This window comes from Wolbachia endosymbiont of Drosophila ananassae, from assembly GCF_008033215.1.
In the GTDB taxonomy this organism is placed as follows: Bacteria; Pseudomonadota; Alphaproteobacteria; order Rickettsiales; family Anaplasmataceae; genus Wolbachia; species Wolbachia pipientis.
This window is the reverse complement of sequence record NZ_CP042904.1, coordinates 674181-700713: the sequence shown is the minus strand read 5'-3', so window position 1 is coordinate 700713 and position 26533 is coordinate 674181. Positions and strand designations below refer to the sequence as shown.

Genomic DNA, 26533 nt, shown 5'->3' with positions numbered 1-26533 from the left:
ACTTGACACGTATACTTTTTTGAATATTTCCATAAAACCTTTAAAATAATCTTTAAATTACTAAAGCCATTACTTAATGTTGAAAGTAGCTTGTTCTGCTATTTTTCCTTAACTTAAACGTACTGTACTTGAGATGTACTTGAGGTAATCACTACATTGTTAATATTAGTATTAGGATTACTGATGCTAAGAGGGTTACAAGCATCTATCAAAATTCTTAAGTCTTCGTTACTCAGGTAGCTAAATATTTTTTCAGTACAGTCATATGGTAACTCAGGAAAATTGTTAAAGAGAAAATGGAAAATTTTATTGCCTTGTTCAAGTAACTCTTTTCTTTCCATACCCTTTCTGAAATGACTTTCGATCATACTAGCATATATTGGAAATTTTGTTTTATAGTCGTCTGATTTTAAAACCTGCACTATATTTTCATTCCTCATATATATTGCTAATGAGCTTGTACCTTTTGCCAAGATATCATAAAATGAAATGTTAGGATTATTAATCTTCTCACTCTTCATCCTTGCTATTTCTTCCTCACATTCATCCTGAAAGCCACTTATTTCACCACTGATACTCATTGATAGTAAATTTTTTTCACTTACATATAAATTTGCGGTTTTCATTTTAACTATGTGGCGTTTAAGAGCTTCAGCAGTTACTTCACACGAACAGACACCACGATCAGGATCGTAATAACCATCATCATCAGAGTCATAGTTGTTGAGTTGACTATAGAATGACCTTATACCAGCCATAGCAGAATCAAGTGGTGTATGATTATTTCTACTCGTAATATTAATATCAGAGCCATATTCCAAAAGAGTTGTAACAACTTCTTCATGTCCTTCTTTAGAAGCAATGTGAAGTGCTGTTCTGCCATACTCATCTCTAGAGTTAATATCAGCACCAAATTTCAAGACAGTCTCAATAATTTCCTGGTAACCTTTTTGAGCAGCCAGGTGCAGTGGTGTTATGTCACTTTTAATTTTAGAACCAACTTTAGCACCGCATTCTAGCAATACTTTTACAACCTCTTTATGGCCTTTTTGAGTTGCAATATGAAGCGCAGTTATTCCATCTTTTTGCTTAGCGTTTGCGTTAGCTCCTTTGTTCAAGAGCATTTTGCTAATTAGAGGTTGTCCGGAAACTAGTAAATTCAAGCATATTCCCTCTTTAACATAACCCTACTCATAGCTAGGTATATGAAATTCTCAGTGGATGTTGTGAGTAAATCATACTCCTTCGATAGCCTTCTATTCCTATTAACCCAAGCAAAAGTCCTTTCTACAACCCATCTTCTTGGCTGTACTTTAAACCCTTGTTCTCTTGTTGGTAGTAGCTCAGGTGGCGTATCTTTGTGCACCCAAAATCTACATGGAGGCCTTTTAACAATTTCAATATCTATGTCATATTCTTCCTTTATGTGATTCTTTAAATTTCTTCCTTGGTATCCCATGTCAGCCCACATTTTTTTAACTTTAGTATATTTTGTTCTCATATTGTTTAATGCTATTTTAATACCATCTCTATCATTTTCGTTAGCAGCGCCTACGTAACAACCTAGTATAAAACCCTGAGTGTCTGTAATTATATGCCTTTTTCTACCCTTTACTTTTTTACTTCCATCATAGCCTTTGATCCCCCCTTTTCTGTAGTCTTTACAGATTGACTATCTACTATACAGGCACTCGGCTGCTCATTCCTTCCTATTTTTCTTCTACTATATTTTGTAATTTCATAATTCATTTTCTCAAAAATTCCCTGCTTCTTCCATTGCCTGAACTGCTCATACACAGTCTTCCATAGCGGAAAATCATTTGGTAAATACCGCCATTGACACCCTGTACGCAATACATAGAAAATTGCTTCTAATATTTCTCTTTTGCTATACTTTGGCGGCCTTCCTCCTTTCTTGTATGATACTCTGAAGTGTTTTTCTATTCTTGCCCATTCCCTTTCGCTTAGATCTGTTGGATACTTTTTTCTCATCTTTACCCCGTACTAAAATTTCAGATATTATAGCCTTTTACTTGTTTCCGGACAACCTCTTACTTCATTTCCTTGTTGAGCAGAAAGATGGAGAGGTGTTATATCACTTTTAACTGTAGAATTAACATCTGCATTATATTCTAAAAGAGCTTCAACAACTTTCGTATATCCTTTCTGAGCAGCAGCATGAAGCGTCGTAATACCATTTTTGGTTTGAGCATTTATATTAGCTCCCTTACTTAGAAGCAGTTTAGCAATTTCTCCCTTAATATTAATATCAGGATCTTCATTAGTAAGAAATCCAAAAAAACCTTCACTCTCACTTAAAGCAGTAAAATGCAATGCTGTTCTTCCATATTTATCACTAGCGTTAATATCAGTATCGTGTTGCAAAAGAGCTTCAACGATTTCTATGCATTCCTTCTTAACAGCAATATTCAATAGCTCAGGATTATCTTTTACATTAGCTCTATTAGTTAAAAGTAGCTTGGTAATTTTTAAATCGGCATTCTCAGTAGCATAAAATATTGGAGTTTTTCCAGTTTTGTCTTGAGCATTTATATCAGCTCCATAGCTTATCAATAATTTAGCTACTTCTTCCTGTTTGTTTTTGGCTGCACTATGTAAAGGTGTAAAACCTTCTTTAGATGTTGAATTGTGTAACGTATTAACATCAGCACCATACTTCAATAGGTCTTCAACAATTTTCAAATATCCTTTTTCAACAGCAGCATGTAATAACTTAGGATTATTTGCATCTTCGAGATTAACAATAAGACCATATTCTAGAAGAGCCTCAACAATCTTTTTATACTCTTCTCCATAGCCGTGCACTGCGATTTTAAGAGAGCTTCTGTTACTTTGATGATTAATATCAGGACAATACTTTAAAACATCCTCAACAATCATTAAATATCCTTTTTCAACAGCGAGGTGTAGTGTGGTTTTACCATCTTTGTCCTGATTATCAACTTTAGCTCCATGTTGTAAGAGCAGCTTTACAACTGTTTTACGTCCTGTTTTGGTAGCAATATGAAGTGGCGTTAAATTACTATTTGTGCTAGCATTAATATCAGCACCTTTATTCAAGAATAATTTCACAGCTTCTTCATTGCCTAGTTCAGAAGCAAAATGTAGTGGCGTATATCCTTCCTTCAATGTGAAAGAATGAGTACAAGCACCATGGTTTAGAAGATCTTCGGCAATATGCATATATCCTTTCTTAGCAGCAATATGAAGAGGGGTTATACTATCTTCCCCTTTAACATCAACATTAGCACCTCTACTTAAAAGCAACGTGATAACTTCTTTACTACCTTTTTCAACAGCAAAGTGCAGTGGTGCATAACCTTTTTTCCATGTTGAAGTACACACACAATTAACATAAGCTCCATATTTTAAAAGATGCTCAACAATCTGTAAATACTCTCTCTCAGCTGCAATATGAAGAGGAGTTATACCATCATTGCTTCTGACGTTAATGTTAGCTCCACGATTTAAAAGTAGTTCGGTAATTTCCATTTTCTTATTTTCAATCGCATTGTGAAGCGGAGTTCTGCCATACTGATTTTTAGCATCAATGTTAGCACCTCTGTCTAGAAGCATCTTAACAATTTCTATGTCACCATTTATAGCAGCAAAATGAAGTGGAGTATTAGAAGGTCTTTTGTTTTTGCTGTTAACTTTAGAACCGTTTGTTAAAAGTAGTTTAGTAACCGCTGTATGTTTATTCTCAATAGCATCACGAAGTAAAACATATCCTTCTGACCATGCTTGTGAATAAGATAGTCCAAAAGAATTAATTAACTCCCTTGCTCTTTCTAGTCTTCCTTCACGAACTGCAGAAATTAAACTGTAGCTTGTATTATCATTGCCTAGCATAACTACTTACCCTCCAGATTATAACATTTTCCTTATATTAATATAATCATAAATAGATGATATATTATCCACAGTATATAATATAAGTCAAACTAGTTTAAACATAATATTTTTACTATCTTGCAGTGTTTTAGTTTCTGTAATAAATCCAGGTGTTTACATATACTCTCCTTTAACGCAATAAATATGTCTAATAGAATAAAATGGTAAACTTGTAGCTGTGATGTGGAGTATAAAGTAGCCCATGTACCAAAAATTTGTACTTTTTTCTATATCTACTTTCCTTAATTTGACTCTATGGCTTGCTGAAACTCAGATATTGTAACTGATTTAAGTATAATATTAACTTAGGTTATATATAAATATTTCAATAGTATTATTCAAAGTTTCAAACTTTTAACTCCACTTTCTATATTGACGTCTTGTAAATTTTGATCTGGCTCCTTCAGCATTTTTAACAATTTAGTTGCAATATTCTTATGTTTATTGGCTATAGCAACTTGCAATAATGTATTCCCTTGATTATTACGAGCATTTGTTACAGCTATAAACTCATCAGGTTTTACTGCTTTAAGCTTGCTGATAATTTCAACATTACCTTTTTTTGCATCTCCAAACAATTCTTCAATTAATTTCAGTAGGTTAGTAACTTTTTGGTCCTTAGAAAGATCAATAGGTATTTTACCTTCTTTGTTCTCAATGTTATAAATTGCACCATGTTTTAATAAAGATTTTACAACTTCCAAGGAGCCACCTTTAGCTGCAACATGAAGTGATGTAGTACCACTAGAAGTAGTTTTAGCATTAACAAAGTCATTTAATTTATCACGACTGATATGTTGTAACAGAACCTCAACAATTTCTTTGTAACATTTGGAAGTAGCAGTGTGTAATGGTGTATTACCTTTATTAGTAACTTGACTAACATTAGCTCCATTTGTTAGTAAGATGTTTACAATATCTATGTGTCCATTGCTAACAGCGTAATGCAACGGTGTTCTTCCATCAATATCTTTATCGTTGGCATCAGCTCCATCTTTTAACAGACGCTGAACAGTTCGTATATCACCTTTACTAGCAGCAATGTTGATATCTTTCTGCAGATGCTGGAGAACCTCTGATGCTTCGCTACCCTCAAGCTTAAATCTAAAATTAATCATCTCTATCTTTTTTAAAATGTCTAAAACACTCGGATGACTTGGTCCAAAAACAGCTTTTCTTTGATCAAAACTTTCTCTGTAGACTTTAAGTGCGCTGATCCATTTCCCTTGAGCAAAAAGTACATTTGCTATGTTGTATTGAGTATTCAAGGCTTCTGGGTGATTTTGTTGTAAAGCTTTTTTCTGTATATTTAAAACCTCTTGAAAAGCTTTCAAGGCTTCATGATATTTATTTTGATTGAAGAGTACCCCAGCAATGTTATGTAACGTTCTCAAGGTATCAGCATGATTAATACCTAAAATTATTTTCTTCTTTTCAAAAACCTCTTTATAGATTTTTAAGGACTCTTCGTATTTACCTTGGTTAGCTAGTACCATTGCTATATTATTTTTGGCACTCACAGTGGCTAGATCATGTGTACCTAGTGTTTCTTTCCTCTTTTCAAAAACTGCCCTATTGATATTTAACGCTTCTTCATATTTTCCCTGTTTATCTAATACTAATGCCATGTGAAACTGAGTATTTAAGGTATCTGAATGATTTGACCCTAGTATTTCCTTTTGTCTCTGATAGACTTCTTGATAAATATTAAAAGCTTCTTCATCTTTCCCCTGTCTATGCAGCACTAAAGCGATTGTACTTCTTGTACTTAAAGTATCCTTATCGTTTGAACCCAGCATTTCTTTTTGTTTCTGAAAAATCTCTTCAAGCATATTTAAAGCTTCTTGGTAAATTCCTTGCTTATATAGCACTTTGGCTATATATGTCTGAATATCTAAAGTACCAGGATTGTCTGTTCCTAGTATTTCTTTTCTTCTTTCAAATGCGCTTCTGAAAATACTTAAGGCTTTTTGGTAATTGCCTTGATTCAAGAGCACTAAAGCTGTATCAATCTGAGCGGATACGTCACTTTGCGATATCTGCTTCAACTGCTCGACTTTTGAAAAGTTACTATGTACTGCAGCAACTACTAACGTTTTGTTCTCTCTATTACGAGCACTCATCACTGCTTTTACTGTATCAATATCCTTTATCTTATTTAGGTCATTAATAACTTGAGCATTACCATCTTTAACCTTTTTAAATGATTCACTGACTAGTTTAAATAAGCTAGTTATACTTTTATCCACAGTAAAATCTGATGGTGTTTTCCCACTGTCAGAGACAGCATTGTATACTGCACCATTAGATAATAGGGCCTTTACAACTTTTAAGTGAGAGAACTTAGCAGCATAATGCAGAGGAGTAAACCCCTTGTTACCAACCACATTAGGATTAGCTTTATTTTGTAATAGAATATTGACAACTCCATCATAGCCCTTCCATGCAGCATAATATAATGGTGTTACACTATCAGCATTTTTGGCATTAACAAACGCTCCTGCTTTAATGTAATTCTCAACCTCTGAAGAGCTATTACGTTTTACAGCCTCAAATAATTTCTCAGTTGATGCTAATAGATTGATAACGTCTTTATCGTTAGTCATTTCTAATGGTCTTCTACAAAGCTTGTCAACAGCGTTATAAACTGCACCATTTTTTAATAAAACTTCAATAACGTCTTTATAACCAAAATTAGCAGCAATATGCATAGGGGTTAAGCCATTAGTATCTTTAGCATTAACGTCAGCACCTTGTGCTATCAAATACTTTACAACTTCTAACCGACCTTTCATTGCAGCATAGTGTAGTAATGTCTGGTTAGCTGTACCAAGCTCATTAATACTCAACCCCTTGCTAAGGAAAAACTCTACGGTATCTTTATAACCTTCTCTAGCTGCAATGTGTATAGGCTTTGATCCAGAGGCATTTTTAGCATTAATATTAGACCCTTCATCTACTAGACATTTTACCATTTCCAAGTTACTTTCCTGTGAAGCAATGTGCAGTATAGTCCAATCATCATTGCCTTTAGCATTCATATCTACTTTTTTATACTGCAGTAACATTTTAACCACTTGCAAATGACCATGTGCAACTGCTAATTCTAAAGGTGTTCTGCTCTTATTATCCTTAACATTAACTTTTGCTCCATTACTTAATAGGACTTCAACAACATTAACATGGCCGTGTCCTGCAGCTATATGTAGTGGAGTACCTTCAACATTTACAAAGTTAACATTAGCCTTGTTTGCTATCAAAACTTCAGCAACTTCTTCATGGCCTTCTTGTGCCGCAAGATATAATGGTGTTATACTATTAATAGTCATAGCATCAACATTGGCTCCCCTTTCTATCAGAGCATTTACTATCCCCTTATGTCCTCTTTTAGCAGCCAAATGTAATAGTGTAGCATCTTCAGGACCTTTTATATCAATATGGGCCTTGTTTTTTAGCAAAATCTCTACAATATCCCTATAACCAGCGAGTACTGCTAATGATAAAGGTTCACCACCTTCTGCATTAACACTAGCTCCATTTTCTACAAGAACTTCAACGATCTCCTTATGATTATGCTTAATAGCAGAAAGCAATGGTGTTAGGTTGTTACTCTTAACATTAACACTGGCTCTATTTGCTACCAAAATTCCAACGATTTCCTTATGACCTCCTTCCACAGCTACATGTAATGGTGTACTACCTGCAATACCTTCTGTGTTAACTTTAGCTTTATTTTTTATTAAAAGATTCACAATATCTTTGTGACCTCCCACAATAGCTGCATGTAAAGGTGTAAGACCATAATTAGCACTAGTATTGACTTCAGCTTTACTTTTGATTAGAAAAGCAATAGCGTCTTTATGTCCACTTAGAGCAGCTACATGCAATGGCGTCATGCCATCATTAGTTCTAGCATCAACTTCAGCTTTATTTTTTATTAGAAGATCAATAATATCTTTGCTACCATTCATCGCAGCTGCATGTAATGGTGTACTAACCTTAATGCCTTGAGCTCTAACTTCAGCTTTATTTCTTATTAGGAGTTCAATAATATCTTTGTGACCTTTCAGAGCAGCTACATGTAATGGTGTTAGATTATTATTGGCTTTATCATTGATTTCTACTCCATTTTTTATTAAAAGCTCAGCAACTGCCTTATGACCACTCTCTGCTGCATAGTGTAATGGCGTAGCATTATTTTTATCTTTAGCGCGAATGTTAACCCCATGCTCGAGAAGAGCAACAACTATCTTCAAGTGGCCACTCTGCACTGCAAAATGTAGTGGGGTTATACCTTCCACAGTGGCAATACTAGCATTTGCCTTATTTGTCAGTAAAGCCTTAACAATTTTCTCATGTCCATCTTTTGCTGCGTAGTGCAAAGGTGTGTTATTATAGGTTTTGTCAACAACATTAACATTAGCTCCATGCTTCAATAAAATATTAGCTATCTTTTCATGACCGTTTTCTATTGCATAGTGTAATGGTGTACAACCATCTATAACTCTGGAGTTAACATCGGCTCCTTTGAGAATTAAAGCATTCACTACTTCTAGGTGGCCATTTAGTGCTGCTGTATGTAATGGTATTCCCTCCTTATCGTTTCTTGCATTAACATTTGCCTCATTTTTCAGTAAAAAATTAACTAGCCCTAGATAACCACTTTCTGCAGCTATATGTAGTGAAGTAAAGCCACCCATAGTTTCGTTGATGTCAACATTCGCTTCTTTTTCCAGCATAATCTTAGCAACATCAATATGATTGTTTTTTATTGCATAGTGTAAAGGTGAAAAACCAGCTATATCTTTGGTATTAGTATTAGCATTATTTTTTAGTAGAATTTCAACAGCATCTTTGTGACCATTTTTAGCTGCAATATGTAGTGATGTTTTGCCACTATTATCTAGATCATCAACATATACACCTGTTTTTCCTATAAAAAATTCCACAATATTTTTCCTTCCATATGCAGCAGCAATATGTAGTGGGCTTTGACCATTAATATCTTTAACATTAACGTCTAAATTTTGATTAAGAACAAATTTTATAATTTCAAGACTAGGTCCCTTAGCAGCAAAATGTAATGTAGTCCATGAGTTAATACTTCTAGCATTGATGTCTGCTCCTTTTTTGAGATAACTCTTTAAGTCTTCAAGATTTCCTTCTTCCAACGCAGCAAACATTTTTTCCTGATTAGTAATAGTGATAAGGTTTTGATCGTATTTATCTTTCAGCTTGGAAGGATCATCTCTTACCGACTTGCCAATTTTCTTCTTACTTTTTATTACATTTTCTGAAATAAGTTTTTTAGCATTCAAGATAACTGCTATTGAGGGATCAGATAACAATACATCAACTAAGGTATTATCGTGTGCTAAATGATTACGCAAACATTTTCCAGTTAATAAAGGAGTGTTATCATCTAAAAAAAGTAGATTGTTTTCTAGATGCTTCTCTGATCTACCTAAAATTGACATTATATCCAGAACAAGCATTTCTACTACTGCTTGCAACTCTTTATTCCTCTTGTAGGAAGGAAGCTTTTCAGTTAACTTGCCACTTAATGCGTTATTCCTCAAAATACTTTTCAGTTCAGATAACTTCAGTTCAAGCTGGTTATTGTATTTTTCTTCTGTTATGTTGTAAGCCTTCCTTTGTTTATGTATAGGAATAAACGAACCTTTCTCATTCAACTTGTTTCTTAATTCCTCAATCCATTTAAGGTCACCTGTTCCAAGTTCAGCAATGTAAAAAATCTCACAAGTTAATCTATTTACTTTATCAAGGTTGTCATCCTGTATTCTTGACCTAACACTATGAGAAATTTTCATTGATAGTTCGGCTATTTCTTTAAGATTGTGAGACTCTATTTGGGAAGGAATATTCTCTAGTGTTTTATTAGCAAAGAATTTTATTCCTCTAATAACATTATGGTCAATCTTATTGTCATTCAAACCAACATCTAAGCTCTTTAATGATATAAACGCCGTAACATAATCAGTTCTGATATTTTTTGATTTAGTTTTTGCAAAATTGATTATGTTATCAATTTTATTAAACAGCTCCTTTTCATAATTCGTCTTTTCAGTTATATTATTGCTTAATTCTTTTATGAGTTTTTCAAGCTTATAATGTTCCATCACTTTAAAACTCTCTGTAATCATTTCATCTAATTCAACGTTACTAAATATTCCAGCAACTTCTTTTATCTCGTCTAAGTTTTCACTACTGGTAATTTTCTTTAGCAACATTATGACTATTTTAATCTTGTTATTGTAAAGAATATCAGTAATTACATTATCGATTCTTTTAGTATCATTTTGAACACCAATAAAAAAGCTAACATCTGTATTTTCTTCAATCTCTGTTCTCTTAGAGAGCGAGTAAGCATGTGATAGTGAATTACGTAAATCTATAATGACTTCTCTTGTGTTCCTTGGTAATGATAGTAGAAGAAGCTCGCTTGTAGTGCTAGATAACTTAGGAGATTCTAGGGTGTTTTTTAAATATTCACCAATAACTTGTAAAACCCTTGTAATAATTAACTGCCCTTCCCTTTGTTTAGGATCAGCTGATAACGCCAACTTTATATAATCACTTATTTTCTCTAAAGAATGAATATCCCTAATTTGTTGATAATCGCTATACAACTCTCCAAATTGAGGATAATTTCTAACGATCTCTGCAACAACCCTCTCACGTTTTAACTTTGGGAGATCAGCAAATTTACCAATGTCCACACCTTCTATAATATCTTTTTCTTCTTTAAGTTTCTTTGCAAAATTTTCTAAGTGGTTTAGTATTTTACTTTTATTCAATGTGGCATTATAGAATAGATTCATTTCCTGTCGTTTTATGTGAGAAGAAACAAAACTGATCAAACAAAATTCCATTTCTTCCCAAGGTAGTCTATTGTAGGTTGATTTCAACTGCCGCTTTAATATATGAATATTTTGTGCAATAAACTTTGCTATGAATAAAAACTTTTCATCTACTTTTTCTGTGTTTGAATATTCTGCCTTTAACAGGCTAATATTTTGAAGTACTAACTCAATCCGCTCTCTGATGTTATTAAGATAACTCTTCACATTCTGATCTTGTCCAGAAGCACTAGAGAAAAAACGGAGGTTTATCAACTTATTTTCAACAAAAATTTCTATCTCTTCTGACAAGAATACGTTCTTTAGTTTTAATTCCTCATAAGATCGTGAAAGAATTTCATCTAATTCCCTGAAATGAACAGCAAAATAATTGCCTGGCCATTTATTAATGAGTGTATCAAGAAGTTCAACATTACCTGAACGTATAGCATAATAAAACGCATTATGGCATGTTTCATCCTCATCATCTGGTAATATAGTAGTTTCTCTGATGCCAACAGATAAATTACTGAGAATTTTACTATTATTGCCAAGTAGGTATTCTAAAATCTTTACCTTATTGTGTTTACAAGCTAAGATAACTAAGTTAGTACTCTTAACAGGGTTATTAGCATTATCATAATAGTCTCTCAAAGTTACTTGATCTTCTGCATCACTTATGTAATCAATAAAATTGCTTAATTTTTTTAAGCTATCGACATTACCATCTGATATTGCCTCTTCGAGTTCAGTTAAAACCAGGAGATAAAGTTCTTCAGCTTTTGCTTTTCTGCGGTAGAGCTTTTTATATTCTCTAATAAACTCCTCTTTTGATGTGTAAGAACGTGATAAAAACTGTTTATCTTCTTGATAAAAACTGGTTTGTTGTTTAGGTACATGCATAAACCCTCTCTGAGATATATTTACACCAGTATTAGAATAGCAAAGTTTACTTAATATGGCAAAATTTAAAATAGCATCTTTTGTTAATAAAATATTTTTGAGAGAATATCTACTAATCCTGCAATTTCAGGACGAAAAGCCTTCACAACATTTGGTTTTGGGTGTGGGAAATGTGTTGGTTGTTTAAATTTTTAGTAACACCTACTAATAATAACCCGTTTGAAAACAACAAAGAGAAATGATGATCAACTTACATAAAAAAGCACTAAGTTTAGTGTTTTGGCATTATAGCAATCTCTTATGTATCACCTCTCTGGAACCATACGACTAATTGTTGTTCATAAAAAACTCTAGTACTGACAAAAAATGTATTTATTCTAATCTTGCACGTTTGGTATCATTACTTATAGAAGTTTCATAAAGTCTTGTACCAGGCTCTACGAGATTATTTAAGGGACTTAAAGATTGAAAAGTACGTTTATTGGAATCATCAAACGCTACTATAAAGTTTAACAAGTTATCATTATATAGATATTCAGTTATATTATATGTAGAATCATGGTCCAGAATAATTTTCTTTTCTTTGGCATCTTGATCTGCCACATCTAATTTAGTATAAAATTGTATCTTACTTAACTTATTTAACAAATCTGCTCTTTCTAAAAAAGGTTTTACCTTATCTAATATGATATCATTATATATAGGATAGCGTATGGAATAATCAATTTTTGCTAGTCTTACAGATAATTGATTATTATATAGTACATGTATGTTGAAGTTATTTGTAACAAATTCATATAGTGGAAGGCTATCTTTTATTTCATCTGTTTTCATTTGAAGAATTTCACAAACACAGTCATCTAGATAACTTGATAATTTACTGTAATTACTGCATCCTTTATAAGGAGATAAGTCAATAATTTTTCCGTAATCCTTATTGAAGTTCCTTACTAAAGTAAATTTAATCAACAATTTAGTGCATGCTAGATCACTTACAGCGTTATCTAAAGATGTGGAACAATTATCATAAAGCCGTCGTTCACGATTTCTTATGTTAATATCAGCTCCATATTCTAATAGTTCTTTAACTACTCCCAGATTTTTACCACTTTTTTTTACAGCATGGTTCAGTGCAGTATTGCCTTTACGGTTTGTTGCATTTACATCAGCACCATGTTTCAGAAGTTCTCTAACTAATTCTAATTCCTTCCCCAGTGTTATAGCAGAATGTAGTGGAGTTTCACTATACATGTTTCTTGAATTGACTTCAGCACCACCTAACAAAAGCTCTTTAGTAATTTCTACACTACTAGTAGTATGAAGTAACGTATCTCTATTCCTTTCTACTCTAAGGTTAGCATTAGCACCTGCAGACAAAAGAGCTTTAACTTTTTCTAAGTTTCGTTCATAGACTGCTTTTTCTAATTCTTTGTTAATATTATTATTTAGCATATTTTTAAAATCCTCCTAAATTTCACTATTTTGTAACAAAATTTTTGTATATTTTCTAGATCTTGTCACCCTCATTAGAGTTTCATTTAAGAGAGCTATAACTTTAAACTCTTTACTCGATTTTCTACGCTGACATCTTGTAAACTCTGATCTGGACTTTTTAATATTTCTAATAATCTACTTGCAAGGTTTGAGTGTTTATTGATTACTGCAACCTGGACTAATGACTTGTCTTGATCATTACGAGCATTTGTTACAGCTACGCGCTCATCAGGTTTTATTGCTTTCAGCTTACTGATAATTTCAACATTACCATTTTTTGCATTCTCAAACAGCTCTTCTACTAATTTCAATAGGTTAGTAATATTCTGGTCTCGAGAAAGATCAAGTGGTATTTTACCTTCCTTATTCTTGATGTTATAAATTGCACCATGTTTCAACAAAGACTTTACAGCTTCAAAAAAGCTATTTTCAGTAGCAACATGCAACGATGCAGTGCCTTTAACTATTGTTTTAGCATTAATAAAATCACTCAATTTATTGTGGCTTACACGTTGTAACAAAGCTTCAATAATTTCTTTATGACCTTTGGAAGCAGCAGTGTGTAATGGTGTATTACCTTTGTTAGTAACTTTAGTAGCATCAGCTCCATTTGCTAGCAAGATATTTACAACTTTTATGTGCCCATTATTAACAGCATAATGTAATGGCGTTCTTCCATCCACGTTTTTCGAATCAATGATTGCTCCATCTCTAATGAAACTCTCAATTCCTAAATAATTATTATCTTCTATAGCCTTAAATAACTTCTCAACCAATTTTAGTAATTTTATGACTTCTGGGTTTCCTCTTCTTTCTGCAAAGTGTAATGGTAAAACATATCTACCTCCTTCAGCTCTAGCATTAAAGTATGCTCCGCTCATAAGTAGAGACCTAACTATATCTAAATTACCAATTTGTGCCCCTAAGTGTAAAGGCGTAGCATTTTTATCCATTTTTGCATTAACATCCGCTCCATTTATAATAAGAGTTTTAACTACCTTAGGATGACCATATTGAGCTGCAAGATGTAGGGCTGTGCCTTTATTTTGATTTTCTTTTACATTTACATCAGCACCATGTTTCAATAGAACGGTTGCTATCTGATCATAACCTTTTTCTGCTGCAAAATGTAAAGGAGTCCAATTTGTGTGATCTAAAGCATTAATATCTGCTTCCTTTTCTAAGAGCAATTCAACCACCTCTAAATGATCATGGTCTACTGCAAAGTGTAGAGGTGTAGTACTTTTAACTGTTTTAGCATTAATGTCTGCTCCTTTATCAAGCAAAGATTTAGCAACTTCTAAACTACCATCATATGCTGCACAATGTAGAGGAGTCCAACTTCTGTTATCTAGAGCATTAATATCTGCTCCATTTTCAATCAAGAAATTCATTATTTCCAAGTGATTATGTTCTGCTGCCAAATGTAGAGCTCTTCTACCATCATCCATCTTTGCATTTATATTTGCTCCTTTTGCAATTAAGCTCTCTACTATTTTTAAAGAAAAACCATTATATGCTGCATTATGTAAAGGAGTCCAATTCTGATCATCCACGGTGTTAATGTTTGCTCCATTTTTAATTAAAAAATCACTCACCTCGAAATGACTTTGCTGAATTGCTAGATGCAAAGGTGTAAAACCTTCGTTTTTTTTAGCATTAACATTGGCTTTTTTCTCTATTAGTAGCTTCACTACTTCTAAGTGACCATTCTGAGATCCTATATGTAAAGCTGTGGAATTATCGTGGCCTTTAGCATTAACATCAATTCCCTTTACGAGAAGAAGAGACTTAACTACTCCAAAGTGATTACGTTCTGCTGCTAAATGTAGAGGTGTAAGATTCTCATAATCCTTAGCATTAACATTAGATTTTGCTTTTAGTAAAATGTCTACTAACTCTAAAAAGCCATTTTGAGACGCTAAATGTAGAGGTGTAATCTTATCATCTGTTTTTGCATTAACGTTTGCTCCAGCTTCAAGCAGAACTTTAACTATATCTAACCTACCAGTTTGTGTTCCCAGATGTAAGGGTGTAATGTTTGCATCAACTTTATGATTACCTATGCCTGAAGATCCAGCGTTAATATTAGACCCTTGTGAAATAAGAGCTTTAACTACTTCGAGGTTACCATTTTGTACTGCAGAATGCAAAGGTCTTGCTCGATCATTATTTACAGCATTAACATCTAACCCCTTTTCAATAAAAACATTTACTATATCTAGATGACCATTCTCTGCTGCTAGGTGTAAAGGTGTATTAAGTTTATCTGTTTTAGTACTAAGATCTGCTCCATTTGCAATCAAGGTGTTGACTATATCTAAATATCCTTGCTGGGATGCAAAACTTAAAGGTGTAAAGCCTAGAATGGCCCTATGGTTTACATCTGCTCCATGAGCAATAAGAAAGTTAACCATCTCTAAGCGATTTTTTGCAATTGCAAAATACAGTGGCGTAAAGCCATCGTACTTAATCTCTGAGTTAATATCTAAACCCTCTCCTAATAAAGTGTTGACTAAATCCAACTGACCATTTCCTGCTGCTAAATGTAGTGGTGTAAGACTAAGATGTTTCTGAGTTTCATAATTTTCATTTAAAAACTCTACAAAAAATTGTAGCTGATCCAGATTATTAGATATTCTATTAGTAAACATAAAGGCCTCGCATGAAGAATTTACGTAAAATATAGTATCTACAAGTTTTTAAGCAAGATAAATCTTCTTCTTAAAAAAGATACTGTAATCCAATCTGTGTGCTTATAACTTTTTTATTTGATCATGAGTGATCAGCTGTCTCAGCTGCAATAGAGACACCTTTCTTAAGTAGTTACATCAAATTTCTCTGTTTTTTGCCCTTTTTTTTCGCTGATGATGATGTCTTCATTCTTCTCAGTAGCCAACATTCTTTTTAAAGTATAATCGTTACGTGCACCAAAGCATTAATAATTATACACAATTGTGAAGAAATATTCAATCTTTTTATTGTTTTGAATGTGTTGATGAAAAAAACGTCTGTCAGAGATCATCTGAGAATTGCATTTTAGGCTTTAGATGTAGAAGGGTCTTATCGTCTTTTTATCAATACTCTAAAAATAGGCTTAAATCGCCAAGAGATGGATATCATGAATTTAGTAGCGTAAAAACATCAAAGATACCTCATATCATAAAGTTTAATGTCAACATTTGGTAGCAACATTCCCGATTTACAAAGCAGAGTCAATAAAGGTTGCAAATAATCTACGTATGTTGGACGTTTCTGTTGATGCTATTTCTAAAATAACAGATTTATCTATTGAGGAACTTGAAAATCACGCTTCCAAAACTTAACCTGAATTAAAAGCAACATTAGTTTACTGATTTCTATACAATATATTAAAATATCAACAAAGGTGATTACATAATTAATTATCTGCATTGCTGAATGAAATTCTTGTGCTTCTGTATTCAATATATAATATTAAAAAAATATTTTAGTAAATTTATTAAAGTAGATACTAGAAACTCGCTTATTTCGTTTTTCTAGCTCAGTTATAGTTTTGGATTTTGCTTGCAGAATTTGTCTATCACTTTCTGGTTATCCTCTATCATTTTACTTGCCTCTTGCTGAAGAAATTTGATATTTTTGAGTGTAATATTGTCCATCTCAGTCGATGCTACTTTCAATTGCGATTGTATTCTTATGTATTTATCATCTATTACTTGTTCTAGTTGATAATCAACGCAATCCAATCCAGAAGCAAACATCACATTCAGTAGTGGCTTGATCCACCCTATTTTGCCAAATCTCCTTGAGTTAGCATACTTTATACTTCTATTTGTTCCACCAGTGCCTATTGATAGCAGTATAATCTCATCATTTGGAAATAACCTTTTACCACTTGCATATGCACAAGCCGCTGGATTATTGGCAAACACTCCGCCATCTATCAACACTCTCTCTGTTTGGCTAATTTTTAGACGTTTTGGTGTGAAGTACGTTGGAGCAGCTGTTGTAGCTCTGAGTGCATCTTTTAACTTAATGTTTTCTTCTTTCCAACTTTTGAAGAAAAATTCACAACTATTGTGAATGTCATAACTGGTGAGCAGTAGATTACTCGCAACATCGGCCATAGTGCTTTCGCCGAAGTATTTGTTGAGAATAAATTCCATATTTTTATATGAGTACTGAGAACCACTCAGCCAAGAAGCGATTGATTTTCTCCAAAGTGATGCTTGAAAGATATATGCTCCATACTCTTGGTAAAGTTCAACCAAATCATTGGCAGAGTATTGAAGTTTATTGCTTTCACAAAGTCCAGCAACAACAATTCCACCGGTTGAGGTTCCTGCCATTAAGTCAAAGATCTGGGAAATTGGCTTTTTTGTCCTAGATTCAATTTCTGCTAGAATAATGGCAGGAATTATTCCTCTAATTCCTCCTCCATCTACAGATAAAATGTACTTTGTCATTTGTTATAGTTATTTTTGTCTCTGCTCAAGCTCGTTAACTTCTTCAGCAAGGTTTTTGACCCTTTCTTCAAGACGATAGATGATTTCTGTAGTCCTTTGATTTTGCTCTATAAATTTATCATGCATATGAACTCTTAAGTCGAGCTTAGCTAGCCACCAGATCAATGCTATTGTTTGTATCACCATAGTAGCAATTACTGCTACAGGGATCTTTCCTGTGTTTGTCATCTTTTTTAAAGGAAAAGTTGTATATATACATATACAAGATTCATCAAAAATACGTCCAAAAAATCTTTTCTAAAATAAAGTTAATTAGTTGCACTAAACAAGCGATGTAAATAATATAATCAACATGAAATCTAGCCTTTTTTGGAAATTGTTAACAAGTTCAATAATACCAATAATATGCGTTATTGTTCTGTATCAGCACTTTAGTACAGACCAATTATCAAAAGATGTGCCAATAAAAAGTAAGGCAAGTGGCAATGATCTGGAAACATTATCTACTGCAGCTGAAAAATGTAATTTAGATACTGTAAGATCCTTAATAAAAAATGTAGTAGATATCAATGCTACTCATCATTTTGGTGCAACATCATTACACTATGCTACAAGCGGAGGCTGTTTAGAAGTCGTAAAATTTCTAATTGAAGAAGGCATTGATGTAAATACTACTGATGCTTTTAGCTGGACAGCTCTGCACTATGCTGCACGAAAAGGACATCTGGAAATTGCTAAATTTCTACTGAAAAATGGAGCAAATCCTTCTGCTAAAAACAAAGATAAAAAAACTCCTTTAGATCTTGCTGTAGAGGAATTAAACAATAATAAAGAAGATATCTATGAGGAAATTATCAATTTACTTTCCAACTATCAATTATTCCCGTAACAATAGTACGATAGCCAAGGTTATCAATTACATGCTCAGCCCTATTTATTATCCATTTACCATAAACTCCTTTGCGAAATCCAGAAAGATTAATCTTTGCTTCAGCAAATAATTCAGGATTTCCTGGCATTGTGACATTGAGTGTTGCTGCATTACTCATCAGCTGATTCAACTTCGCAGATGCTGCACTTTGTGCCAAATCACTACTTGCATAAATATCTCGCAAAATATAGCTTGGTTCTTGATCACCTACTTTTTCCGTTATTGTCTCTGCTTTTTCATAATCATACCAGTAAGCAATAACCGAGCCATATTGATTACGCTCATTAAATTTTACTTTCCAATTTGTAATATCTCTAGGTGTTAAAGTAACAGTGCTTAAAGTTTTTCCGGTAACTGATTTTGCTTTTCCTTTTGAAACAAACAGTAAATATCCTCCTGCAGGTTTTGCTATTGCTCCATAAATTTGAGCAAGCCTGGTTAAAAAATGCATATCGCTCTCTGCAGTTTGATCAATATGTGATATCATGATATTTACAAACTCTGCAGCAATTTTAGCTTGATAGCCATGTTTGTCTGCAATCTTTTTTACCAAATCATTTAAGGTGATTTGATGCCACTCATTAAACACTTGTTCCTTTAATGACTCTTTTAGATCCGCTGCATGACTTTTAATCTTTAGTGATTGTGGCGGGCCTTGTAGCGTAATTTCATTTACTATATAATCTCCCATTGGCACAATGCCAGTTTCCTTATACCCGAGTAAAATATTTAGCTTTGCCCCAGTTCTAGGAATCTCAAATAATGAATCACGGTCATCAAGATGAATTACAGCAGTATCACTTATTACTCCTGCTTCATCAGTAATATGCATTGATACCAATCGACTTTTCACCAATTCAGTGATGGAAATGCCCTCTACTGAAATACTAAAGTCTGGTGTCATTTTAATCCCATAGTTTTACTACTTGCTTTTGCGTCTCTTTTTGAATAACAGGAAGTTTAATGATTAATCCTGCAGGAAGAAGTTCGTACTCTGCAAGCCCAGGATTAGCTCTTAACACAATCTCAACTGCTCCTGAGCTGAATCCATAGTAGTTCCAGCAGATTAAATCTAACATATCGTTTTCTTTAGTTTTGTAGTACATCATCATCAAGTTGTATATTGTCAACGGGATTATTTAGTGATCCGTCTGACAACACATTATCGTAGTGCTTCAAACTTAAGTGAAACTCAATCTTTCTTGGTTCACCATTTGGAAAAAAATATTTCTGCGTTTCTTCTATTTTCACGATAACAAAATGCCCTAAAATATTACCTTGGCCATCAATAAGTAAAAGAGGTTTCGATGAATTTCGCATATTATTTATTTGCTTCAGCCCTCCTGAATAGATTACTCCTGCAAGCTCAACAATGTCCTCTCCAGGACCAATACTTTGAAGCAATGGCTTTTCCCCAATACGCTCAAGTGCAGGCCAGCGATATTCACTTCTGCGTGTAAAGCCTTGCTCAATTAATGAAAATCTATATGGACCAAGAGATAACATAATTTAATTTATATCGTAAAGTGCGCCACTAAATTGCTCTCTAATTCGCTCCATTACTTCATCAGCAATGCTACGTGTATCTTGCCCAGGAGTTGAATGAATATTAATACTGAAGTGATTATTTTGAGTTTTATTCTCTATAGCTTTACTGTGTGCCGCAATGGGGTACTTAAGAGAATCACTTATAACGTTATTTACAGACTTAACTTCTAGTTTAGACTCATTTCTTTTATTCCACAGATTACTGATTGTTCTAAAGGGCTGAGTAATATTATTCCAAAATTTTCCTACCCAATCAGAAAAAGACTTCCATACAATTTTCACTGATTCCCAGATAGTAACAAAAAAGTTCTTTACTGCTTGCCATTTGGTAATTATCAAAGTTGCAGCAACAGCAATACCACCAATAATCAGCCCCATAGGGTTGCTCATCACAGCAATTGTTAATGCTTTAAATCCAGCAATAATTGCTGGAAAAACTGCAGAAGTAGAATAAAGACCTATTTTTACCAAAGTAATAACAGATCCAAACATTCTCCAAGTAGATAAAAGAGCGAATAAAGAACCTTTTACAAAAGTCCAAGCATAGCCAAGAGATATAGCTGCTATTTTAATGCTAATCAACGCTGTAGTAGTACTCATGATTACTGTAGTCAATACTGGATATTCCTTGGCATAAAGTGCTACCTGTGTAGTTGCTGACCTCAGAAGATTAACAGTAAAATTTAAAGGTGGTAATAATACATAACCAAGATTCATTCCTACTTCTGCTATTGAATTCTTAAGTAGCTGAAGATTATTTGCTGTAGTATTTGCTCTATTTTCAAACTCTCTTTGCATTGAGCCATGATATTCTTCGTTTATTAATCGCAAAGATTTTCTATATTCATCTAGACTACCAGTAAGTAGCGCTATATCATCCTGATATTCAAGACCAAAGAGGTCAAAGAGAACGCTAGAACGTTCTTGCTTATCTAATTTTGCAACTGTTTCTAAAAACTTAAGTAATGTGCCTTGTGCATTCTTGCCAATTGCTTTTTCAAATTCCTTAGCATTTATTTTTAGCTGCTGAAAAGATTTTTGAAAATTGCCACCTTGCTTACTTGCTGTTTGCAACTTACTGAGCATCGCATTAATTGCTGTACCTGCTTTTTCGGGGGTCTTACCAAGACTAATGAAGCTACTTGCTAAAGCTCCCGCTTCTACTGCAGTTAAGCCAAATTGCCTTGCTGTACCACCGATTCTGTTTAATGCAGGAACAATGTCTTTAGCTTTTGCTGCAGTGTTATCAGAGATATGGTTTATTGCATCACCAATACCTTTCATTTCACCAATTTCAATTTGATAAATATTAGAAAGTTTAGCAATAGCGTCTCCTGCTTCTTCTGCTGACATATCAAATGCAGTTGCCATTTTGGCCACAGTGTCTGTAAAAGTCGTAAGATCTTTAGCTTTAATACCAAGTTGACCACCACTTGCAGTAATTTGCGCAAGTTCTGCCGCAGATAGCGGAATTGTACGCGACATTTCCTTTAATGTTTCCCCAAGTTTTGTTAAGCCATTTACATCTGTATCTTCAAACTTTACAACTTTCTTTACATCAGCCATGGCACTCTCAAAACTAATTGCAGCCTTAAGTGGTGCTGCAAGGGTGAGGCCAAGTGCCACGGTATCCATGATTTGAGCTCTAAAATTTGCTCTTTGCGCTAAAACTCCCTTACGTTTTTGCATTACGGAATTTAAAGCTGTATAGCTATTTTTAAGCTTTTCAATAGAAGAGCCAAGTTTAACTTGATCTCCAATAAGAGATTTTATATCTCTACCACTTTTACTGAACTCCGTGCGTAGTAAGTGGAGAGCACTTCTTTTTTGTAAATAAGCTGTTTTAGCTTTCAGTGCTGCAGCTTTAGATCTTGTAAATTCATTTTGTAGTTTCTTACTTGGTGCTTCTGTGTTTTTTATCTGTTTAGCCAGAGATTTTGTCTTTATTTCTAGCTCATCCCAAGAGCGCCGAGCAAGCAGAGCATCACGGCTAAGCTCTTTAAACTTAGACACTGATTTACTTGATGATTCAAGTTGTTTTATCGTACTACCAATACGAGAAAGCTGCTTCGTACTACCTGCTATCGTACTATTAAAACTGCTTTGTAGTGTTGCTCCAATTACTATAGAAATTGCCTTCATTTGTATAATTTTCTGCTACTTTCAAACCACGTAAAAAACTCTTCAATATCCATATCAAGCCACTGATTGATTCCACCACCAACTACTGAGCTAAGCGATAATATGCTCAGCCTCAACTCTTCTGCTGAGACAAAAAACCTTGTAACGCTTCTTGAATTTTGCTGTAGTCTGCAAGATCAAGTTCTTCTACTGCTTCTCTTGAAATACTTGCAAGATTTGCAATCAGTGCTACTTCTTTCTCTGCATCGTTATTACTCATACGTTCAACAGCTAAACGATCTCGTACTTTTGGGCGACGTAGAGTTATCTCTGAAACTAAAATTCCATCGATTTTTATTGGTTCAGTTAATTTAATTTTTTGCATTGTTTTACCCTTTTAGTTAAATTCCTAAGGCTGTACGCATAGAAGTCATTTGATCAACACCATCGATCTTGCGAATCATGTTTTCTGCATCAATTTCAATCAATTCTTTGCCATCAATAGTAAGCTTATAATAGTTGGCAGCTACAGTGCATTTTAGCATTGCTTTTTCAGCAGGTTTCCAGCTACCAAAATCAAGTTCTTTAAAGAGCCCTCTTAAGTTAATCACTACTGATTCTGTATCACTACTTCCCTGCAAACCTCCTCTTAAAGTAAGAGAAACTGCATTATTGTTTATCAATCCGAAAAGTCTAAAGAGCTCAGAGTCATATTCAGCAAAAGTGAGCTCTGCTTCAAGTTTCTCCATTCCCATATCAATATTTATTGGAATATCCATACCACCAGCTCTGTATTCTTCTGTTTTTATGGTAAGCTTTGGTAGCGTAATTTCATCTATTTTCCCTGCATAACCTCTACCATCAACGAATACGTTAAAATTCTTTAAAATCTTCGGTAACATTTTTTCCTCTTTTTTCCCTTTTTACAATATTGTACCACTCACGAGGTGTGACCTAAAAGTAATCTGCTCAGCTGGATATGGCGGTGTAAACTCAAAATCAAAAGACACTTTTCCGCTTGCAATATTTGCCGGTGTATTGAGTTCGGGAGTTGCATAACATTTTCCACTGATAATCGCTCCTTGTGCTTTTAAATTGGCCAAATAAGAATTTACCCCCTCAATCACATCATCTATATAGGTTTTGGTAATATTGCGATCAACTGCCCATAGATGAGCTCGAAGTAAACTATCGTTAATTAAATCTGCAGTACGCCTCACTGATAGAAAAGTCCATTTCGCATCGTTTGAACATGTCCTATTTCCCCAAAGCCTATAGCCATTTTGATGAATTATCGTTGTTACTTCATTTTCATTTAAGTGGTTTGCTCTACAATTTGTATTACCGAGCGTAAAATCAATAGGCCTGCTTGTTCCAATAATACCATTTATCTCTTTATTTGAAGGTGAGTGCCAAAATCCTTGCTCGCTATCTACTTTCGCTATTAAACCAGCTACAAATGAACTTGGAGGCAAAATTTCTTCTTTTCCTTCAATAAATACCTTAACCCAAGGATCAACTACGTAAACTCTTGAGCTGCCCACACTTTTTCTCCATTTTATTGCTTCTTCATCATTGGTATTTGGTCCATCTGCTACTATTATGCTTCTCAGCTTTTCTGCTATAGGAACTAATGCTGCAACCGCTGGATTTTTGCCATCTTCTGGTAGTTGGTGAGTAAACTGAGGTGCAATTAGTATTCTAGGTAGCACATGAACTATACTTTCACTGCTGAGAAATGCCTCGATTCCCTGATATTCTCCGGTTTCTTTATCAACACCGCCAATTATATTTTGAATAGTTTCACTTTCTTCAACTCGAATAACTACTACTGTTGCACCAATTTGGGAAAATATTCCGTTTATTGCAGAAGGTAGTGTTCCACTTTTCCCAAGCTTTGCTGCTTCCTTTAAGCTTCCTGCTATTAATACTGGACTATTGAGTGGAAATTTTTGCTCATCAGCTTCAGGGGCAGTACCAATTACACCTATCACTGATGATTTAGCTGTACGTACTGTCTTTGCTCCTGAGGTTACCTCAATAACATTTACTCCATGTAAAAATTCTTCAGCCATTTCTTTGCATCTTTTGTTTAAAATTGTTTAGTAAGTCCTCTAGCTCTTCTTCACTTTTGGCTTCTTCAATCTTTCTCTTGGCTAAATCTTCAAGCTCTTCACATTTAATTATTGCTTTTACTGCTTTTTCTGCCTTCTCTTCTATTATTTTTGCCATCTCCACTACTGAAATCCCTCTCACTCTTGCCAGTGGCTCTATAATTGCTGCATCCTTCTCATCTATAGATTCTTGTGTTGTTAAAATGTTCTCCGCGGTTTTTGCTTGAATCTCGTACGACTTAGCCTTTTGATGAGAGTGCCCTGAGAATCTACTAGTAAAGTTATTAAAATGAGTACGAATATTGTCAAATGCACAGAGCTTCGCATTATCCAGTAACTCCTTTTGTATATCTTCTTTAGTACGCTGAGCAATTTCTCCTCCTTCCGTTAGACAATAACTCTTTTGCCATTCAAAATTTTCTGGCGCTTCATACCAATCATTTCCAGCTGGTTTGCTTTTAAGCGTCGTTGTTTCTACTTGTTTGTTATGTTCAAATCTAATATAAATTGGCATTGGTTTTCTCCGTTTTAATTCCAGATTTTGTGGGTGGCATCTAATCCTGGGCATTGCCAAGCCCTGAGAGTCCTTTCCACATCTACTTCAAGTCCTGTAGTCAGAAAATTGCTACGTATGTTATATATTCCCCACTGGATAAATTGACCATAGTTGTATACATAATTTGATGCAAGCATACCTTGACTGACTTGTGTTCTGGAACATAGGTAAGATGATGTGTAAAGTAATATTGCAACTGTTTTTCCTGCTGGAATCTCCACATTACCAGATCCAGCTAATTTGCTATCAGAACTCGTGTATTGGTAAACATTTTTCCATACTATTTTTGAAATACTTGATTTATTAGAATTAGTATTATCTGGTGTTCCCACAAATAGTCCTGCACCCCCATACTCCGTACTAGAGTATGATGATCCAATAAATTCTATTGTTTTATTTATGTTCACATTCGTTGTATTTTTTACAAATACTACTCCAAGTGCAGCATATGGGTAATAGTATATCTCATCATAACTACCCGAAAAGCTTTTTGTGCATAACTCTCCGTAAATAAATGTTCCCTTGCTTCCCTCTATAAAACTTAGTTGTCTTGGCCGATAAAAACTAACGTAATCTGTATTGTACGTATGGCTACCTGCTAGTAGTTGTAACATATAGTCAGTTTTTGTTATATCACTACTCCACTTTCCAAGCTCTGTCGTAAAAGTTCCGTGGCCAAAATAATTATTTTTTCTTCCAAGTACACCAAATAAGAAAGGTAATGACCCTGGTTCAGCCATATTACGCTTTCTTATTTCATTTATAAGAGACGCTTTTAACTGTTCATCCCGAGTTTTTACCTCATTTATCAGGGATGTTTTTAATTGGTTATCACGAGTTTCTATTTCCCTAATAATTGATGAGCCAGATGGTACATTATTAACAGCACGAAAATCTTCTACTAAACCTTTAAGACCATCTTTATGACTGTTACTAATGCTATTTATTGCTGCAATATTGGCATTCTTTCTCGTATCAAGTAGCGATATATGCGAATCTGATGATGCTTTTAAAGTGTTTAAGGAATTATCCCTAAGCTTGTTGATTTCATTAACAGACTCTGTTTTTACTGCAGTTATGGACGATATTGAGTTTGTTTTGTTGCTGTTTATGTCACTTAAGTGTTTTTTTGCACTATCAAGAAGTTCTTTTAACTTACCATCAGTCATTTGCACAATTTCAGAAACCGCACTTTTGTCGACTATTGATTCCAATGCTTTAGCAAGATATGCTAATTGATCTGGTGTACTGTTTGCTACTAAATCCTTAAGTCTTTTTTGTAGTGCATCAATTATTCCTTTTACTTCAGTCATCTGCACAACGTTGGAAATAGCTTTTTTATCTGCTATCAATTCCAGCGATTTTGCAAGATATGCCAGTTGATCAGCTGTGCTACTTACTGCTAAATCCTTTATCCTTTGGTATATTGCTTCTTTCATTCCCAAAAATTCAAAAAAGTTTCAAATCTAAATCGTTCAAAATTACTTTTCAGTTGATTATGTTTATTTTCTCCCTTACTCATATCCTCATCTATTTTCTCTATAGCTTTTCGAATACGTACTACATCTTCCACTGCAATATTTTCTGGATGAGGTAATGGATACTCTCTGCTTGTTTTATCATTTGGCATTTTTTTTATGTTA

At 34.0% G+C, this 26533-nt stretch carries 20 protein-coding genes and 1 pseudogene; 3 read left to right on the top strand and 18 right to left on the bottom strand.

The genetic code is table 11. The features are described 5' to 3' along the window. Positions 1-113: 113 nt before the first annotated feature. From EA652_RS03415 to EA652_RS03400, 4 genes and pseudogenes are all read right to left on the bottom strand, one after another. Positions 114-1163: an ankyrin repeat domain-containing protein gene (locus EA652_RS03415; protein ID WP_238514220.1), complete on the bottom strand. Its 1050-nt coding sequence runs from the start codon at positions 1161-1163 to the stop codon at positions 114-116. Beyond that, positions 1160-1992, bottom strand: a pseudogene (locus EA652_RS03410) (IS5 family transposase). The gene EA652_RS03415 and the pseudogene EA652_RS03410 overlap by 4 nt, the downstream one beginning before the upstream one ends. 27 nt (positions 1993-2019) lie before the next feature. After that, a complete protein-coding gene (locus tag EA652_RS03405; RefSeq protein ID WP_007549104.1) occupies positions 2020-3873 on the bottom strand; it encodes an ankyrin repeat domain-containing protein in 1854 nt (617 codons plus the stop codon). 380 nt (positions 3874-4253) lie between these two features. Beyond that, positions 4254-11678 carry an ankyrin repeat domain-containing protein gene (locus EA652_RS03400; RefSeq protein WP_012673229.1) on the bottom strand — a complete coding sequence of 2475 codons (7425 nt, stop codon included), beginning with the start codon at positions 11676-11678 and terminating at the stop codon, positions 4254-4256. A gap of 55 nt (positions 11679-11733) precedes the next feature. On the opposite strand from EA652_RS03400, the gene EA652_RS07285 reads away from it, so the two are divergent. After that, entirely contained in the window at positions 11734-11865 is a 132-nt protein-coding gene (locus EA652_RS07285; RefSeq protein WP_256359308.1) for a hypothetical protein, read from the top strand. 185 nt (positions 11866-12050) lie between these two features. Here EA652_RS07285 and EA652_RS03395 read toward each other — a convergent pair whose 3' ends face one another. Beyond that, positions 12051-13130 carry an ankyrin repeat domain-containing protein gene (locus EA652_RS03395; protein WP_012673230.1) on the bottom strand — a complete coding sequence of 360 codons (1080 nt, stop codon included), beginning with the start codon at positions 13128-13130 and terminating at the stop codon, positions 12051-12053. A 95-nt stretch (positions 13131-13225) separates the two neighbouring features. After that, positions 13226-15826 (bottom strand): ankyrin repeat domain-containing protein, encoded by a 2601-nt coding sequence (locus EA652_RS03390; protein WP_012673231.1) that lies wholly within the window; start codon positions 15824-15826, stop codon positions 13226-13228. A gap of 528 nt (positions 15827-16354) precedes the next feature. Between EA652_RS03390 and EA652_RS03385 the strand changes: the two genes are divergently transcribed. Next, positions 16355-16498, top strand: a complete 144-nt coding sequence (locus tag EA652_RS03385) for a hypothetical protein (RefSeq protein ID WP_226079608.1) — start codon at positions 16355-16357, stop codon at positions 16496-16498. A 201-nt stretch (positions 16499-16699) separates the two neighbouring features. Here EA652_RS03385 and EA652_RS03380 read toward each other — a convergent pair whose 3' ends face one another. Both EA652_RS03380 and EA652_RS03375 read right to left on the bottom strand, forming a co-directional pair. Further along, positions 16700-17620 (bottom strand): patatin-like phospholipase family protein, encoded by a 921-nt coding sequence (locus EA652_RS03380; protein ID WP_007549910.1) that lies wholly within the window; start codon positions 17618-17620, stop codon positions 16700-16702. Positions 17621-17629: 9 nt separating this feature from the next. Then, complete coding sequence (locus EA652_RS03375) at positions 17630-17848, bottom strand: hypothetical protein (protein WP_012673232.1); 219 nt, start codon at positions 17846-17848, stop codon at positions 17630-17632. A 124-nt stretch (positions 17849-17972) separates the two neighbouring features. On the opposite strand from EA652_RS03375, the gene EA652_RS03370 reads away from it, so the two are divergent. Further along, positions 17973-18509 carry an ankyrin repeat domain-containing protein gene (locus EA652_RS03370; RefSeq protein WP_007549904.1) on the top strand — a complete coding sequence of 179 codons (537 nt, stop codon included), beginning with the start codon at positions 17973-17975 and terminating at the stop codon, positions 18507-18509. Here EA652_RS03370 and EA652_RS03365 read toward each other — a convergent pair. The 10 genes from EA652_RS03365 to EA652_RS03320 form a co-directional block, all read right to left on the bottom strand. Continuing rightward, a complete protein-coding gene (locus EA652_RS03365; RefSeq protein ID WP_012673233.1) occupies positions 18475-19455 on the bottom strand; it encodes a phage late control D family protein in 981 nt (326 codons plus the stop codon). The two genes, EA652_RS03370 and EA652_RS03365, sit on opposite strands and share 35 nt — an antisense overlap. Before the next feature lies 1 nt (position 19456). Further along, complete coding sequence (locus EA652_RS03360; protein WP_012673234.1) at positions 19457-19663, bottom strand: tail protein X; 207 nt, start codon at positions 19661-19663, stop codon at positions 19457-19459. After that, the gene (locus EA652_RS03355; RefSeq protein ID WP_007550111.1) at positions 19641-20057 is read right to left on the bottom strand and encodes a phage tail protein; all 417 of its coding nucleotides are present in this window, start codon (positions 20055-20057) and stop codon (positions 19641-19643) included. Before EA652_RS03355 ends, EA652_RS03360 begins: the two co-directional genes overlap by 23 nt. A 3-nt stretch (positions 20058-20060) precedes the next feature. Beyond that, entirely contained in the window at positions 20061-22241 is a 2181-nt protein-coding gene (locus EA652_RS03350; protein WP_012673235.1) for a phage tail tape measure protein, read from the bottom strand. A gap of 112 nt (positions 22242-22353) precedes the next feature. Then, positions 22354-22605 carry a phage tail assembly protein gene (locus EA652_RS03345; protein WP_007549241.1) on the bottom strand — a complete coding sequence of 84 codons (252 nt, stop codon included), beginning with the start codon at positions 22603-22605 and terminating at the stop codon, positions 22354-22356. A 16-nt stretch (positions 22606-22621) separates the two neighbouring features. After that, complete coding sequence (locus tag EA652_RS03340) at positions 22622-23122, bottom strand: phage major tail tube protein (protein ID WP_007549243.1); 501 nt, start codon at positions 23120-23122, stop codon at positions 22622-22624. Between the two features lie 21 nt (positions 23123-23143). Next, positions 23144-24295: a phage tail sheath subtilisin-like domain-containing protein gene (locus tag EA652_RS03335; protein WP_012673236.1), complete on the bottom strand. Its 1152-nt coding sequence runs from the start codon at positions 24293-24295 to the stop codon at positions 23144-23146. Then, on the bottom strand, positions 24288-24848 hold the full coding sequence (locus EA652_RS03330; RefSeq protein ID WP_012673237.1) for a hypothetical protein: 561 nt from the start codon (positions 24846-24848) through the stop codon (positions 24288-24290). The genes EA652_RS03335 and EA652_RS03330 overlap by 8 nt, the downstream gene beginning before the upstream one ends. Positions 24849-24862: 14 nt before the next feature. Next, positions 24863-26329, bottom strand: coding sequence for a hypothetical protein (locus tag EA652_RS03325; protein ID WP_012673238.1), 1467 nt, complete (start codon positions 26327-26329; stop codon positions 24863-24865). Continuing rightward, the gene (locus tag EA652_RS03320) at positions 26326-26520 is read right to left on the bottom strand and encodes a hypothetical protein (RefSeq protein ID WP_012673239.1); all 195 of its coding nucleotides are present in this window, start codon (positions 26518-26520) and stop codon (positions 26326-26328) included. Before EA652_RS03320 ends, EA652_RS03325 begins: the two co-directional genes overlap by 4 nt. Positions 26521-26533: the final 13 nt, after the last annotated feature.

Coding starts and splice junctions, on each gene's coding strand:
- EA652_RS03405 (WP_007549104.1), bottom strand. CDS start 3,873: ATGCTAGGCAATGATAATACAAGCTACAGTTTAATTTCTGCAGTTCGT.
- EA652_RS03400 (WP_012673229.1), bottom strand. CDS start 11,678: ATGCATGTACCTAAACAACAAACCAGTTTTTATCAAGAAGATAAACAG.
- EA652_RS07285 (WP_256359308.1), top strand. CDS start 11,734: ATGGCAAAATTTAAAATAGCATCTTTTGTTAATAAAATATTTTTGAGA.
- EA652_RS03395 (WP_012673230.1), bottom strand. CDS start 13,130: ATGCTAAATAATAATATTAACAAAGAATTAGAAAAAGCAGTCTATGAA.
- EA652_RS03390 (WP_012673231.1), bottom strand. CDS start 15,826: ATGTTTACTAATAGAATATCTAATAATCTGGATCAGCTACAATTTTTT.
- EA652_RS03380 (WP_007549910.1), bottom strand. CDS start 17,620: ATGACAAAGTACATTTTATCTGTAGATGGAGGAGGAATTAGAGGAATA.
- EA652_RS03375 (WP_012673232.1), bottom strand. CDS start 17,848: ATGACAAACACAGGAAAGATCCCTGTAGCAGTAATTGCTACTATGGTG.
- EA652_RS03370 (WP_007549904.1), top strand. CDS start 17,973: ATGAAATCTAGCCTTTTTTGGAAATTGTTAACAAGTTCAATAATACCA.
- EA652_RS03365 (WP_012673233.1), bottom strand. CDS start 19,455: ATGACACCAGACTTTAGTATTTCAGTAGAGGGCATTTCCATCACTGAA.
- EA652_RS03360 (WP_012673234.1), bottom strand. CDS start 19,663: ATGATGATGTACTACAAAACTAAAGAAAACGATATGTTAGATTTAATC.
- EA652_RS03355 (WP_007550111.1), bottom strand. CDS start 20,057: ATGTTATCTCTTGGTCCATATAGATTTTCATTAATTGAGCAAGGCTTT.
- EA652_RS03350 (WP_012673235.1), bottom strand. CDS start 22,241: ATGAAGGCAATTTCTATAGTAATTGGAGCAACACTACAAAGCAGTTTT.
- EA652_RS03345 (WP_007549241.1), bottom strand. CDS start 22,605: ATGCAAAAAATTAAATTAACTGAACCAATAAAAATCGATGGAATTTTA.
- EA652_RS03340 (WP_007549243.1), bottom strand. CDS start 23,122: ATGTTACCGAAGATTTTAAAGAATTTTAACGTATTCGTTGATGGTAGA.
- EA652_RS03335 (WP_012673236.1), bottom strand. CDS start 24,295: ATGGCTGAAGAATTTTTACATGGAGTAAATGTTATTGAGGTAACCTCA.
- EA652_RS03330 (WP_012673237.1), bottom strand. CDS start 24,848: ATGCCAATTTATATTAGATTTGAACATAACAAACAAGTAGAAACAACG.
- EA652_RS03325 (WP_012673238.1), bottom strand. CDS start 26,329: ATGAAAGAAGCAATATACCAAAGGATAAAGGATTTAGCAGTAAGTAGC.
- EA652_RS03320 (WP_012673239.1), bottom strand. CDS start 26,520: ATGCCAAATGATAAAACAAGCAGAGAGTATCCATTACCTCATCCAGAA.